Genomic DNA, 13,909 nt, shown 5'->3' with positions numbered 1-13,909 from the left:
GCGCGCCCGCAGCCAAACCCGGCCCCACGACCCGCCGGTCTCCCTCGCGTCGCGGTCCGAGTCATCCCGGTTTCGGCGCTACCCTTGACTACGACGCGGAAATACGCCGGGTCCTGTGCTCGACGAACGCGATCGAGTCACTCAACGCCCGCTACCGCCGGGCGGTCCGCACCCGCGGGCATTTCCTATCCGACCAGGCCGCGCTCAAATGCCTGTACCTTGTCACCCGCAGCCTGGACCCGACCGGGACCGGCCGCGCCCGGTGGGCCGTCCGCACGAAGCCCGTAATCGACGCCATGTCGATCACATTCCGTGACCGCTGGCCGTCCGCCGAAATCAGCCGGAACCACCGTTACCGAGGCAGTCCCGCGAGCCGCCGGCGATCCATGACCGGTGCGTCGCGAGGCCCAAGCCGCCTCCGGCTTGGTGGCAGCTCCCCTGAAGGTTGAGGTCGGAGTCTCGCTGCGGGTACGGCGGTTGCCAGCCAGCCATGGGATGGGCCGGATGTATGGCTGTGCGGGTCTTGGTTGGTCGGACGGTCACAGTCTGCGTGCTGCGGTGTGCTTGACGTCGTGGTCCTCGATGGGGTCGTCGCGCAGCTCGGTCAGCCAGCGCCGGGCTTCCGAGGTGAGCGGGGCGTTCTCGGCGGCTATCCGCCTTACTTCTGGCTCGCAGTCGAGCAGGTAGATCGCCAGGGTGTTCATCGTGTCCGGTTGGTCGAGGAGAAGCAGGCTGCGAAGGTAGCTGGCTCGTTCGTACGAATGCGGCGAGGCGTCGGTCAGCGAGCGGAGCCGGCGGACCAGCTGAGTGCGGATCTCCCCGTGCGCGGTCGGTGGCAGGCCGCTGAGGATCCGCGCGATGCCCGCGGTCAGTTGGTCCCAGCCGCACCACTGGTCCGCGAGACCGTCGAGCGCGGTCAGGAGCGTCGGGATGTCCTGCTCGTCGCCGTGGTCGGCCAGGAGGTCGGGGGCGTAGCGGAAGAGGGGGTGGGTGGGGTCAGCGGCCCAGGTTCGGGCGGGCGGGGCCACCAGGCGGCCGAGTGGGTGCAGCGCGCGGACCAGGGTCGACGACCCGAGGGGCGCCAGGTGTTCGACCAGGTCGAGCAGTTCCGGAACGGGCTTACCTCGGCGTCGAATCTGCCGCAACACCGCTGCGACGGTGCCTCGATCGGTGTGCGGCGTGCGTAGGAGGGTGACCAGGTCAGCGTCGGACGCCACAGCAAGATCGTTTTGTGTGGCCGGGTAGTCGTGACGGGTGGGCAGGGTGGCGTCGAGGAGGCGGTCGAAGTGGGAGTCGCGGCCACGCCAGCGTTCCCATGGCTCGCCGGCGGCCCATAGGTTCGGCGGGGTCTCGACGCCGAGGCGGGCGGCGGCGGTCTCCCAAAGGTCATCCCACCACTCGGCGGGCCATTCGTAGCTGATGGTCTCCAGGGCATCGACCCAGCGGGCCCCGTCGCGGACGTATCCACGGAGCGCTTCTCGGGCCTGTGTGTTGCCCGTGCGGGCCAGCGTCTCCAGGGTCCCGACCGTGAGATCGAACTGGTTGTACTCGTCGGTCGGGTCCCGGTCTGGCCAGCTGCGGTAGGGGCCGCAGGCCCGCTGTTGTGTGATCAGCGGGGCCAGGTCGAGGCGCAGGTCACGCAGGAGCCGGGCCAGGTAGGTGCGGCGATCGTCGACCTGCCAGTCCCACCGGGTATCCCGGCTGGTGCATTCGTAGACCAGTTGCGCATCGTCGGGGTGGTCGCGCAGCCAAGCGACCGCGCTGCCCTGACCTCGTTGTAGGGCGCCGCGCACGCTGCGATACGACGCATAGCGCCAATCCGGTGCGATGTCCTCAGCTTCAACCGTCATCGCGGTAAGCATGGAGCGGGCCAGGCGCCCGCTCCACCAATTTTCGAGTGCGAGTCGTCAGCCGGCCGGCGGCAGAAGAGCCCGGAGGACTCGCCCACCACGGCGCCTCGGACGAGGCCGTGCGACCATGGAGAGCCTCGCGCCTACCCCTGGTCTCGACCCGCGCGTCGGTCCAGCCCACGCCGCTCGTCAAGGGGTAGCGCCACGCGAACGCCGTTGGCTGCCCTGGCTTCGCTGCGTGCCCGCGACGACGCGGCCGGCATCACGTCCCTCAGAGCGCGTGTCTGGTTGAGCAGGGCGGAGCGCGTGCCACGGCCGATCACTCGGGGCTCCGGCGCATCGATCAAACCTATGGTGAGGACGTGGACAGCTTCGGAGGCGTGCCGCTGATCTTCCTTGATGTAGACGGGCCCCTCGTTCCCTTCGGCGCCCCGACAGCGGCGTATCCGATCTACGGATTCGGTCGCGGACCAGTGGCCATCCCGGGCGAACCCGCTTCTGACGAGGATCAACCCCGATCACGGGCCCTGGCTGGCAGCCATGCCGGGTGAACTCGTCTGGGCCACGAGCTGGATGGCCGACGCCAACGAGTACATCGCCCCGCGCCTCGGGCTGCCCGAACTGGCCGTCGTGACCTGGCCTGAGCCCTCCGACCTCGACGCACACGACGAGCGCCAGGGCCTGCACTGGAAAACCCGCGCCCTGGTCACCTGGGCCGCCGGCCGCCCGTTCGCCTGGATCGACGATGAGATCACCACCACCGACCGGACCTGGGTCACGGCCCACCATCAAGGACCGGCGCTGCTCCACCGAGTCGACGCCCGCCACGGCCTGACCGACACCGACTTCAGCACACTCCATCGATGGCTCACCTGGGCAGCAGCAGCACCCGGGCCGGTGCAGGATCTTCAATAGCATTGGCCAGCTGACGATCTGCGCCACGGAACAGGGAGGGGCCCCGGGGCCAGCCTCTTCCACGCTCGGACTCGACGCGTCAGCGCGCAATCGCTGCTACAGGCCGGCCCAGGGCCTGTGCTCCTCTGATGATGGGAATCGGGACTTACGCCTGGCATGTGCGGCATGCACAACGCTGGCTGACTGGCTCCCACGCCGTCGCCGTCAGAGCTGGCCGACGGCTCCAGCAGTCGCCTCCGGAGATCCCCATTCCCGCGCCGCAATTCTGTGACGGGCCAGCCCCGGCATCAAGGGCGGGCTACGCCCGTCGTTACGCGGCTCGCGGCCCCTGACTCTGATCCAGTGACCGCAGGGTCGGGGGCTGGTCGGCTAGAGCGCGGGCCGGTTGGGTGGCTGGGCGAGGGTGTGCGCGGCCAGGCGTAGTCGTTCCAGGCTCTGATCAAACGGGCCGCCCGCGGCGTCGCGCAGTGGGGTGATCTCGTCGGGTGCGGCGAGGTGGTGGTGGGAGTCGGCGTGGCGCGCGCCGAGCCGCGCCGCGGTCGCCCGCGCGGGGGCAAGCCGGTCCAGCGCCTGGGCGATGCGCAGCGCCACCGCCGGCCCAGCACTGTCGGGTGGCGCGGCCTGTTCGCCGCGGTCTGCGGCCTGGAGAAGATGCGCCCGCAGGTGGGACGCGCGCCGGGCCGCGGTCCCGATGACAACCGCTGTTAGCGCGCCGAGGCGGTGGGCCGCGGCGGTGATCACCTCGGGGCGGGCGAGCGTGGCCGCGTCCAGGCGGCGGCGGCGATCTGCTGTGGGCTCGAGCCCAGCCCGGCCGCCGACCTCGCAGACGACTCCTGAGGCCTCTGACCAGCGTGAACAGCGGCCTGATCAGCCCTTCAACAGCTGACGAGACATGACTATTCTCTGGATCTGGTTGGTGCCTTCGTAGATCCGAGTGATCTTGGCGGATGTAGATCGACATCGCTGCGACCTGGGGACACTCGCCGTCCACGGTCGGTGCTCGCGGGCGAATCCACGTCCTGTCCACGGCTCGCACTTTGTCCCAGGCGACCGGAAGGGCGGCGTCGCGTGGGCGCGGCACTCGTCCGGCGCGCGATACAGCGTGACAGGCAAGCACTCAATCCGTGGCTCCATCTCGATCTTCTAACGGCGTCCGCCGTCGTCCACGGTGTCCGCTGGCCTCGGGCTTTCCGTCCACCAACGTCCGCGCGGACGTCCGCCTTCGTCCATCGGCTCGGCTATCAACCCTGGCTGTCACGCGCTGCCCGGTCTGGAACCGCTGACTGCACCGGCGGCGGGGACTACGCGCGATGAGCTTGACCCCTGAGCACGGACAGACACATGGTCGCGCAGCGCGGTAAGGATCGCGAGGTCGGTGTGCGGAGCCTTGGCGCACCTCCAGCCGATCTCCTACAGTTGGGGCGATCGGCCAGCAGACCGGGGGGTGCATGGCGCTGGACAGGGACCACGACAACGGTGGTCGGGACTTCTACATCTCTTACGTCGCGGCAGACAAAGAGTGGGCGTCGTGGGTCGCCTGGGTCATTCTGCAGGAAGGCAACAGCGTCGAGTTCGGGGAATGGTACCCGGCGGGCACCCAGCTCCCGGCCAAGCGTTCGGAAGGCATCGAGCGGGCAAGCTGGATCATCGCGATCGTCTCCGAGGAATATCAGCTGGACGACTTCGAGCTGATGGTTCCCCGGAACGTCATCCAGCGTGACCCACGAGGCCACACCACAAAGCTGATCCCGATCCGGGTCGAGGACTGTGCGCTGCGGCGCGACCTGCAGTCGTTCGTTCCCATCGACTTGTTCGGGCTGGACAAGGAAACAGCGATCCTGCACCTGCACGATCAGATCGCGAACGCCCGCCGGGGGACCAGCCAGCCGGTTCGCTCGCCCCCGTTCCCGGGGCCGGCGAGCACTGCCGACGATCCGGCTGCCGACCTTTCGCCGGACCTGTCCACAGAACCGAGCTTCCCAGGTCATGCGTCGGGCCTGGAGCACGAAAAACCATTGTCGGCGTCCAGGCCACCGCCCAGCGAGACGCCGCTGCTGCCGCCAGACCAGGCGCCCAGTCCGACGCCACCGCCCCTTTCAACGCCGTCGCCCGTTGTGGCGCCGCCACCTGCTCGGGCACCGTCAGTCCCGGCAACGCAGGCGCCTGCGGTCGGCGTGCGTGCCGGCGAGTCAGCGGGAATGGTTGTTCCGATTCCGGCTCACGGTTCTGCGGTGGTGCCGACGCGGCCGCGGCCGCCGTTGGGGCCTGCGCCTGCCGCTCCCACCGGCCCCTTCGTGCATCAGCAGTTCCGGGGAACACCCGTCGTCCCCGCCCGGGCCAGCGGCCCACGGCGGGTGGAGCGGGCCGTGGCGCCTCCGCGCGCCAGCACCACCATCCGGCTGGACACGCTGGCCACGATCTGGCCCGGCCAGGTGCGCAGGCGGTCCGCCATTTGCGCCGTCACGTTCTCGCCTGATGCCCGCATGCTGGGCGTTGTAGACGATCATCCGTCAGTAACGATGTGGGACATCGCCGACCCGAGCGCCCCACAGCTCGTCCTCGCCCAGCCCCTCGCGCGGCGGCCACACACCGGCGTCGCCTTCTCGTCGGACGGCCTGCTCGCCGCCGCGCCCGCGGCCGCGGGCGGGATGGTCGTCTGGGGACTCCTCGCCGGCCGGTGGGCCTTGCTGGAACGCGCGACGGGTCGCGAGCCGACCGGCGATATCGAGTCGCTGGCCTTCGCGGCGGACAGTGACGTCCTCGTCTCCGCGGGATCCCGGGGAGTGCTTGTGTGGCATGTCCACCCGTCGGGGGCGCGGGACGGCGCGGTGATCACTGATCCGACGGCCATCGGCAAGCAGGGCGTCGGGGACCGGGTGGCGATCGACGCTGCCGGTCGGATCGTCGCGCGGTCGGCTCGTCGCCGGCGCGAGGCCCTCTCCAGGGTGTCGCTGTGGGATGTCTCGAACCTGCAGGCACTGGTGCCGCTACGGCCTGTCGACGAGGGCGAGCCGGTGACCGGGCTGGCCTTCGCGGGGGGCCTCCTCGTGGTGGGCACGGGCGATGCGAACGGGGCAGCAGCGCACGTCTGGCGGCTGGATGACGGCGCGCCCTCCGCCCGCCGCCTGGCGCTCCTGACTGAGGGGGTACGGCCGGGGCCGCTCGCGGTCCGGCCCGACGGTGCCCTGCTGGCCATGGGACGGATCGACGTCCTGTGGGAGCTACCGGTCGGGGACCTGCCGGCGCGGCTGCGGGAGGTCCAGCGCCCGGGCGGCCCGGACGTCGCCGCTATGTCGGCGCTCGCTTTTTCGCCCGACAACCGCGTGCTTGCCGCAGGAACGCCGGGCGGCCAGGTCATCCTCTGGAGGATCCACTGAGCGCGCGATCAGCGTCTGCCGATGCGATTCCACGGCGCCTACGTCTTTTCTGGACTTAACAACGGTGCGTGGGCCCGCGCGTTGCGGGTGTAGAGGTCCCATGCTGGCTGCCCCACTCGTTCTGCTAACCTCGGCACACACACGGCGTATGTCGGGATCGGCGGCCAAAGCGTCGGCACGACGCGAAGCTGTGCAGCAAACGGGGGCTCCTTTGCCAGTGATACGTCTACCTTTTCGCGACTTTGACCCGCTCGACTTCGAGTACGGGCACTGCCCGGCGACGGATACCGCCACGGCTCGGCGCGCGGTGGCGGCATGAGCTACGGCACCGTCACGAGGGAGTTGGCCACCAGGTTCAAACAGGACTTCGACGAGCTCGTCGGACTGGTATCCACGTCCTTTTTTGGCTCGCCCGAGATCGTTCGGATGGCAATTGTCTGTCTCGCCGCCGAGGGCCACGTCCTTCTCGATGGCATCCCCGGGGTCGGTAAGACCTCGCTGGCCCGTGCGATGGCGCGTTCCGCCGGCGGGACGGTCCGCCGCATCCAGTTCACCCCCGACCTGCTGCCGACGGACATCACCGGGTCCGACTTCCTGGACGAGAACCGGGCGCTACAATTCCGGCCCGGCCCCCTTTTCTCAAACATCGTCCTCGCGGACGAGATCAACCGCGCTTCACCCAAGACGCAGTCCGCCCTGCTTGAGGCGATGCAGGAGCGTCAGGTGACGAACAGTGGCTACAGCTACCGCCTGCCGCGGCCCTTCATCGTCATGGCCACCCAGAATCCCAAGGAGTTCGCCGGTACCTACGACCTCCCGGAAGCCGAAATCGACCGGTTCATGATGCGCATCGCAATTAGCTACCCGGATGACGTCAGCGACGAGGCCGCCATCCTCGGCTACAACATCGAGGCGAACGAGGACGAGTCAACGGACGAACTGCAGGGTGGTCACACCCAGCTGATCGAGTCAATGATCGACACTGCCCGGCGGGTGATTCTGCGGCCGAACCTGCGCGCCTACATCGTCGATATCCTCCGCGAGACCAGAAGAATGTCGGTCAGCAAGAAGGAGGGCGGGGAAGGCCTGCTTCGGCTCGGCGTCAGCCCGCGCGGTGGCGTCATGCTGGCGAGGGCGGCGCAGTCCTGGGCGATCTCTCACGGCAGCCCGTTCGTCACCGACGACCACATCAAGCAGGTCGCGCCCTTCGTGCTCACACACCGGATGCTCGTCGATTACGGGGTCGCCGAGACCGGTGTCACCGCCCGGGACCTGCTCGACGACGTGCTACGCACCGTCAGAAGCCCGCAACACCGATGACCACCACCGGGCGCGTCGTGCTTTTGTCGTCGCTGCTGCTGGGCCTCGCCGCGTGGCTGCTCGACTATCCCGAGCTGCTGGTCTGCGCGGTGAGCGGGATAGTTGGGATGGTGGCCGCCTGCACTTGGTGGATCCTGCCGGCGCCCTTCGAGGTGACCCGCCAGTTCGCGGACAATCGCGTCGTCGAGGGTGGGGCGCTGCGCGGCACCATTGTGATCACGAATCTGAGTCGGCGACGGCGGATTCCCCGGCTCACCATCGTCGAGACCGTCAACGGTCAACGCATGACCTTCACCAGTGCCCCGATCGGGCCGGGCGGTTTCGGCACGGAGCACTACGCGATTCCGGCCCGCCGACGCGGCCCACTCACGTTCCAGCCGGTGCGGACCGAGTGCACCGACCCGCTGGGCCTGATTCGCTTCTCGCGGTCGTCCGGCCCGGCGCTTGAGATGCTGGTGCACCCCTTCCTGCACCGGATTCCGGCGTTGGACGTGCCCGGAACGACCGATCTGGAGGGTGGCTCCCCAGACATCGCCCCGCAGGCGGGCGCGGAGCTGCACTCCTTGCGGAAGTACGTGGCGGGCGACGACCCGCGCCTCATCGACTGGCGCGCGACCGGCCGGATTGGCTACCCCCTGATCCGGCTCAACCTGGTGCCAAAGATGCCCCGCGGGATAGTGGTCCTGGATACCGCCGCGGACACCTATCAAGGCGATCAGTTCGAGGACGCGGTCCGAGTCGCGGGCGCGCTGGGGGACGCGGCGCTCACCCGTGGCCAGCCCGTCGAGATCTGGACGACCGAGCGAAGCCGCTGCGCGGCCCTGCCCGGCAGCGCCGCGCGGGGGAAGATGCTCGACTTCCTTGCCCGGGTCACCACATCGGGGGCACCCCAGACCTACGACGTGACGTCGCCTTCGGCGCTGACGACGGTCATCGTTAGCGGATTTCGCACGGGTGCCCCAGAGCTGCTCCCGAACCGGTCTTCCGAAATATGGCTGATCAGAGTTGGGGCGCCGCGCGAGCATTCCTCCGTCAGCCGCACGGTGCGCGTCGTCGACGTGCCCGACGCCGACAGCTTCAAGCGCTTCTGGCCGGGCCTTGTCCGGGGGTAGGCCGGTGGCATCCAGGGGTGCGCCGGTTGGCCGGGATGGCGTCATGACCGGCGGGCTGCAGACGCAGCTGCGGCAGCCGAGCCCGCAGGGCCCGGGGGCGGCCGCGACCGCAGCGCATCCTGACCGAGGGACCGCGGAGCAGCGCCAGCCCGTTCCACGGGCGGGCCAGATCGGGCCTGTCAGTGGAATGCTTCAGTGCGTGCTCGTCGCGGGCCTCATGGGCTGCGCGGCGCGCACCATGGCCCCCGCCTTCGACCGCCCGTCGGCGCAGGTCTGCCTGGTCGTGGTCGCCGTGCTCGCCGCAGCTGTCCCGCTGGGCCGCCGGCACCTAAGCGTCGCCTCAGCCATTGCCACGGGCTTCGTCGCCACCGTGGCGGTGGCGCTCGCGATCATGATTGGCTGGCGGTGGCCGGGTGGCGCCACGGCTAGCCCGCCACGAGCGCTGGCAACCGTCTGGGTACGGCTACTCACCACGCATACGCCCATGGCGCCGACGCCGGACCTGATCGTCGGGCCCGCAATGGTGATCTTCGCCCTGACCTTCGCCGGGTGCTGGCTCGCGCTCCGGTCAAGGGCCGCGCTGGCGCCGGTCGGCCCCTGCCTGCTGGCGCTCGGGATCGCGCTGGCGATGGCCGCGGCGCCCGGCCCGCACGAGCGGTGGCCGGCCACGCTGTTCGCCGCTCTGTCGATCACGCTTATCGCTGTGCGGGCGGACCTCGGGTCCCCGATCTGGGTCCGCGGGCCTGCGGGGGTCGCGATCGGCGTCGTGGCGGCGGCCTGCGCCTGGGCCGCCTCGCTGACGGGGATCGTGCCTGGCACGGACCGCAAGGACCCGCGCGACCTCGCCCGGCCGCCCGCGGTCCAGACCAGCGCCCGCAATCCCCTCGAAGACGTCAAACGCCAGCTGCTGCAGGTGGACCCGTCGGTGTCGTTGTTCACCGTGCGGCTCACCCCGACGCACCCGCCAGTCGACCGCGTCACCGTCGCCACGCTGGGGACGTTCGACGGCGCGCGCTGGCTCGACACGGCCCAGCTCGAACCGTACGGGCCGACGTTGCCCACCGATCCGAGCGCGCACCCCCGGGCGAGCGCCACCGTCTCCGGCACCGTGACGATCGACCAGCTCGAGGGGCCGTTCCTGCCCGTGATCGACCGGCCGACGTCGGTGGGCGGCGTCTCGGTCGCGTTCGAACCCAGCTCCGCCACCCTGTTCACCAACGCCTGGAAGTCGGGGCTGAGCTACCGCTTCACCTCGCAGGTCGTCACCCCGTCCCGCACGGACCTCGCGCAGGCGGTGCCTGAGTCCGGCCCCGCGGTCGCCGCCTATCTCCCGAGCACGGCAGCGCCGCTGCCGCAGTGGGTGCAGGATCTTGCCAAGTCGATCGTCGCGCGGGTCAACACGCCGTACAGCCAGCTCGCGCGGCTCCAGTCGTACCTGAGCGGACCGCACTTCCCCTACGACATCGGCGCCCCGCCCGGCGACTCACTCGCGATCATCCAGCAGATGCTGACCGCCAGCGACCCGCAGGCGCGGTCCGGCCATTCGGAGCAGCACGCGGCCGCCTTCGCCCTGCTGGCCCGCGCGCTCGGATATCCCACCCGGATCGCGGTCGGGTACCTGCTGGAGCGGGACAGCGCCGAGCCCAACGAGTTCCACGTGACGTCCAGGGAGGCGCATGCCTGGCCAGAGGTCGACTTCGCGAACATCGGCTGGGTTCCTTTCGAACCGACCGACGTAAGCAAGCTCAACCTCCATCAGCCGCCGTCGCCCCTGAACCGGCCGGAGAACGGACCCGTCCCGCCAGGCGTCCAGGCCCGGCCCGAGCCCCCCGTGATCCGGCCCGACCTGGCGCCCTACGGGTCCGACCGGTTCATCGGGCTGAGCCGCCTGCAGGTCCTGTTGCTGGTGGCGCTCACGCCCGTCCTGCTGCTGACGCTGCTAGCCGGCGGTGTCGTCGCGGAAAAGAAGCGGCGAAGGCTCGTCCGGCACCGCCGGTCCGAGGCCTCGGACCGGATCATGGGCGCCTGGGAGGAAGTGCTCGACCGGCTCGACGAACGGGGCCTGTCCATCGAGCCGGGAGATACCGCCGCCGACGTGGCGGCGGCCGCACGCGAGCACTTCCGGCGGCCGACCGAAGCGTGGGACACGTCCGCGGACGAGGCGGACCGCGGCTGGGACAGTCTCGACCCGCTCGGGGCGATCGTGACCTCGGCGCTGTTCCACGGGGCGGAGCCGACCGCGCAGGAGGCCGTCGACGCCTGGAACCTGCAGGCAGAGGTGCACCGGACGCTGGTTTCCGGCGAGGCCGTCGCCGACCGGCTGCGCGCGTTGCTGAGCCTGCGCCCGCTGCTGCCGGCTCGGCTGCGTCGTCAGCAGCGACCGGTCCGGCGGCCAGCCCGTTCCCTCGCTCGGGAGGCCTGACCGTGAAGAATGCTATGCGCCGGCCGGCTACCCTGGCTGCGGCCCTGTGCCTGGTTCTGTGCGGCGTGTACGTCGCGGTCGCGGCACGGGCCCACCCGCTGCGGCCCACGGCCGTCGACTTCCCGGCATCGAGCGCGTGGCTGGGCTCGCTGCTCGACAGCCACGCTGTTCTCGTCGACGGCTCGTCGGCGCAGATCGTGACGACCGTCAGCCTCGGCGCGCCGTCCTCCGCGGTAGTGCAGGCAGGTACCGACGCCTACTTCATCGACGCGCGCTCAGCGGCGATCAAGGCCGTCCAGGGCGCGACCTTCACCGTCAAGGACGTACCGGGCGCCGGCAGCACCACGACGCAGCGCGACGTCCTGGTCGGGAAGTCCCGGGCCTACGTCGTCGACGACGGCACGGGCGTCGTGTACCCGCTCGACCCGGCCACGCTCAAGCCCGGCCCGTCGGTGCTGCCGCCGTCGACGGGCGTGTCGGCGGACGACTCCGTCGTCGACGACTCCGACACCGTGTGGACGCTCGACCGCCAGACCGGTTCGGTGATCCGCATCAAGGGCGCGAACGCGTCAGTGGAGCGTTCCGGCCCGGCGCTGAAGAGCTCCGAGCTGGTTCTCGTCGGTGGCCGGGCGGTCGTCGCGACGCACCCGGGCCTGGCCGCCCGGTACGCAACGGGCGGCGCGACGACCTCCTGCCCGGCCCTGGCCGGTGACGCCAAGGTCACCCTGTCGGCGACCGCGAGCGGCTCCATCCTGTACGCCGCGTCGAGCGCCCGCGGCATCGTCGTGGCGATCGACCTGCACACCCACACCTGCGACCGGGCCCGGGATCTGGGCGCGAGCGGCGACGAGCTCGGCCGGCCGGTGCAGGCCGGCTCGCGCGTGTTCGTCCCCGACTACAGCAAGGGCATCGTCCACATCGTCGACACGGGCCAGCCTGGGCAGTACGGGGTGCTCGACTCCACGAAGGTCGTACCACCAGGCGTCCACTTCGACATGTTCGCCCGCAGCGAGTACGTCTTCTTCAACAATCCGGACGGCCCGGAGGCGGGGGTCATCCGCCTCGACGGCCAGGTGCACTCCGTCGAGAAATACCTGCCCGTCGGCGGCGCGGGCTCGCCCACCGGCGGCCAGCCGACCCAGCCGCCGACCACCCCGACGCCGCCGACGACCCCGCCCCCGACGACCCCGCCGCCGGCGAGTGACGCACCCCAGGACACCACCGACTTGAAGATCGCGCTGTCCGACGCGCAACCGAAGCCGGGCCAGGAGGTGGGCCTCGCGATCGTGCACGGCCCTGGAGTGAGCGTTGCCTCGGTCGACTGGAACCTCGGCGACGGCACCGAGCTCTCCGGCGAGCACATCAGCCACCAGTGGGCTCGGCCCGGCGACTACCAGATCTACGCGGTGATGCGCCTCGGGAACGGGGACACGAAGGTCCTCCACGTCGACGTCGTGGTGCACGGCACGCACGGCGGCGAGGGAAGCAACCGCGCGCCGGAGCCCACCGAGACCCACAACCCGACGGCCACCCCATCGGCCCCATCGGCCACCCCGACCCCGTCGACCACGCCGCCGACGCAGTCCCCGGCCGCGCCACCCCCGACACTGGGCACCGAGGAGCCGGCCAAGACCCTGAACCACCCGTTCGACGCGAACCAGGGGCAGACAACAGACCCGGTGAGTCCGCCGCCGACGCAACCACCTCCGCCGCCCACGACGCCTTCACCGACCTTCTGCGAAAACCTCTTCTGTGACCCGTCGTCCAACACGTGACGACCAGCCAGGACGGGAAGACCGGCGAGGCGGCCCAGCCGGGAGACGGCTGGCCGCCGCCAGGTGCGCGCACGGTGATGCGACGGACCGCACGGGCAGTACTGGCGGCGTTCTGCGCCGTGGCGGTCGCGCTGACGGTCGCCGTCGTCGGGTTCCCCACCCAGTCGCGCCAGCTCGTGCTGTCCGCGTTGCTGCGCCATACGGCGATCGATTTCGGGTCCGCCCCCCCGCACGGCCGCTCACCGACCTACGTGCTGTTCGTGGCCAGTGACCGGCGGGACACGCTCGGCTCCGGCGCGGCCGAGCATGTGGGCACCCTCGACGGCCAGCGTGCGGACTCGATCGCGATCCTGCGGCTGCTCCCCGGCGGTCCGAGCGCGCTGCTACAGATCCCGCGTGACCTCCGTGCCCCCGTGCCGGGCCATGGCGTCCAGAAGCTCGGCGCCGCCTACAGCTTCGGCACCGAGAGCCTGCTGGCCGCGGTCCGCTCGGTCACCGGCATCGACGTCGATCATGTCGTCCAGGTCGACTTCGTGGTGCTCGTCGCCGTCGTCGATCTGCTTGGAGGGGTGGACCTCTCGTTCGGCCGGCCGGCCCGAGACCTGGTGACCGGATTTCACGCCAACGCGGGAACCCAGCACCTCAGCGGGGCGCAGGCCCTCGCGTTCGCCCGGTCCCGGCTCTACGAGCAGTACGACGGGACGCGCTGGGTCGGAACGAACGACGGCGACGTCGAACGCATCAACCGGCAAGCGGAGCTGGTGCGGACGATCTTCCGCCAGATCGGGCGGATCAAGGATCCCCTCGCCCTGTTGCGGGTGCTTTGGGCGGTGCGCAACCATCTGGTCGTCGACCAGGACCTAGCCGGGACGGAGCTGGCCCGGATTGTCACGACAGTCGCGAAGGCCCACGGCATCAAGACGGTGCAGCTGCCGTCCCAGCGTGCCCAGACCGACCTGGAGCGCCTGTCCCCGTTCGAGCCGCTGCACTGGGGCAGCGTCTCTTACCAGGTACTGACACAGCCGGCCGCCACGACCATGCTCCAGTCCTTCGTACGTGGCGACGCGTCGTGAGCCCGGCCTCGACGGGCGTCTGGCCGTCGACGGGCGCGCGCCGGCCGGTGGCAGCGCGCCGCCGC

General features: G+C 70.5%; 9 protein-coding genes and 1 pseudogene. 8 read left to right on the top strand and 2 right to left on the bottom strand.

The features are described 5' to 3' along the window. Positions 1–83 precede the first annotated feature (83 nt). A pseudogene (locus FRAEUI1C_RS41605) lies at positions 84–320 on the top strand (transposase); the annotation flags it as partial. A gap of 219 nt (positions 321–539) precedes the next feature. Here the strand turns inward: FRAEUI1C_RS41605 and FRAEUI1C_RS36100 are convergent. After that, a complete protein-coding gene (locus FRAEUI1C_RS36100; protein WP_232425375.1) occupies positions 540–1,850 on the bottom strand; it encodes a hypothetical protein in 1,311 nt (436 codons plus the stop codon). 540 nt (positions 1,851–2,390) lie between these two features. Here FRAEUI1C_RS36100 and FRAEUI1C_RS10585 point away from each other — a divergent pair. After that, positions 2,391–2,765 (top strand): hypothetical protein, encoded by a 375-nt coding sequence (locus FRAEUI1C_RS10585; RefSeq protein WP_198318740.1) that lies wholly within the window; start codon positions 2,391–2,393, stop codon positions 2,763–2,765. A 369-nt stretch (positions 2,766–3,134) separates the two neighbouring features. On the opposite strand, the gene FRAEUI1C_RS10580 is transcribed toward FRAEUI1C_RS10585, so the two are convergent. Beyond that, positions 3,135–3,506: a hypothetical protein gene (locus FRAEUI1C_RS10580; protein ID WP_013423288.1), complete on the bottom strand. Its 372-nt coding sequence runs from the start codon at positions 3,504–3,506 to the stop codon at positions 3,135–3,137. Positions 3,507–4,213: 707 nt separating this feature from the next. On the opposite strand from FRAEUI1C_RS10580, the gene FRAEUI1C_RS10575 reads away from it, so the two are divergent. The 6 genes from FRAEUI1C_RS10575 to FRAEUI1C_RS36095 all read left to right on the top strand — a co-directional run bounded on the left by FRAEUI1C_RS10575 (position 4,214) and on the right by FRAEUI1C_RS36095 (position 13,844). Further along, positions 4,214–6,142: a toll/interleukin-1 receptor domain-containing protein gene (locus tag FRAEUI1C_RS10575; protein WP_013423287.1), complete on the top strand. Its 1,929-nt coding sequence runs from the start codon at positions 4,214–4,216 to the stop codon at positions 6,140–6,142. Positions 6,143–6,457: 315 nt separating this feature from the next. Continuing rightward, entirely contained in the window at positions 6,458–7,462 is a 1,005-nt protein-coding gene (locus tag FRAEUI1C_RS10570) for an AAA family ATPase (protein ID WP_013423286.1), read from the top strand. Further along, complete coding sequence (locus FRAEUI1C_RS10565; protein WP_013423285.1) at positions 7,459–8,574, top strand: DUF58 domain-containing protein; 1,116 nt, start codon at positions 7,459–7,461, stop codon at positions 8,572–8,574. Before FRAEUI1C_RS10570 ends, FRAEUI1C_RS10565 begins: the two co-directional genes overlap by 4 nt. A 43-nt stretch (positions 8,575–8,617) precedes the next feature. After that, entirely contained in the window at positions 8,618–10,996 is a 2,379-nt protein-coding gene (locus tag FRAEUI1C_RS10560) for a transglutaminase TgpA family protein (protein WP_013423284.1), read from the top strand. A 14-nt stretch (positions 10,997–11,010) separates the two neighbouring features. Beyond that, positions 11,011–12,771, top strand: coding sequence for a PKD domain-containing protein (locus FRAEUI1C_RS41600; RefSeq protein WP_157734890.1), 1,761 nt, complete (start codon positions 11,011–11,013; stop codon positions 12,769–12,771). Beyond that, positions 12,768–13,844: an LCP family protein gene (locus FRAEUI1C_RS36095; protein WP_013423282.1), complete on the top strand. Its 1,077-nt coding sequence runs from the start codon at positions 12,768–12,770 to the stop codon at positions 13,842–13,844. Before FRAEUI1C_RS41600 ends, FRAEUI1C_RS36095 begins: the two co-directional genes overlap by 4 nt. The last annotated feature ends 65 nt before the right edge of the window (positions 13,845–13,909 follow it).

The sequence above is a fragment of the Pseudofrankia inefficax genome, assembly GCF_000166135.1.
Taxonomy (GTDB): domain Bacteria; phylum Actinomycetota; class Actinomycetes; order Frankiales; family Frankiaceae; genus Pseudofrankia; species Pseudofrankia inefficax.
This window is presented reverse-complemented; position numbering and strand designations above follow the sequence as displayed.

Bases quoted from the DNA above. Each gene is read 5' to 3' on its own strand.
- FRAEUI1C_RS10570 (WP_013423286.1), top strand. From the start codon at position 6,458: ATGAGCTACGGCACCGTCACGAGGGAGTTGGCCACCAGGTTCAAACAG.
- FRAEUI1C_RS36100 (WP_232425375.1), bottom strand. From the start codon at position 1,850: ATGACGGTTGAAGCTGAGGACATCGCACCGGATTGGCGCTATGCGTCG.
- FRAEUI1C_RS10575 (WP_013423287.1), top strand. From the start codon at position 4,214: ATGGCGCTGGACAGGGACCACGACAACGGTGGTCGGGACTTCTACATC.
- FRAEUI1C_RS41600 (WP_157734890.1), top strand. From the start codon at position 11,011: ATGCGCCGGCCGGCTACCCTGGCTGCGGCCCTGTGCCTGGTTCTGTGC.
- FRAEUI1C_RS10565 (WP_013423285.1), top strand. From the start codon at position 7,459: ATGACCACCACCGGGCGCGTCGTGCTTTTGTCGTCGCTGCTGCTGGGC.
- FRAEUI1C_RS10560 (WP_013423284.1), top strand. From the start codon at position 8,618: ATGACCGGCGGGCTGCAGACGCAGCTGCGGCAGCCGAGCCCGCAGGGC.
- FRAEUI1C_RS10585 (WP_198318740.1), top strand. From the start codon at position 2,391: ATGCCGGGTGAACTCGTCTGGGCCACGAGCTGGATGGCCGACGCCAAC.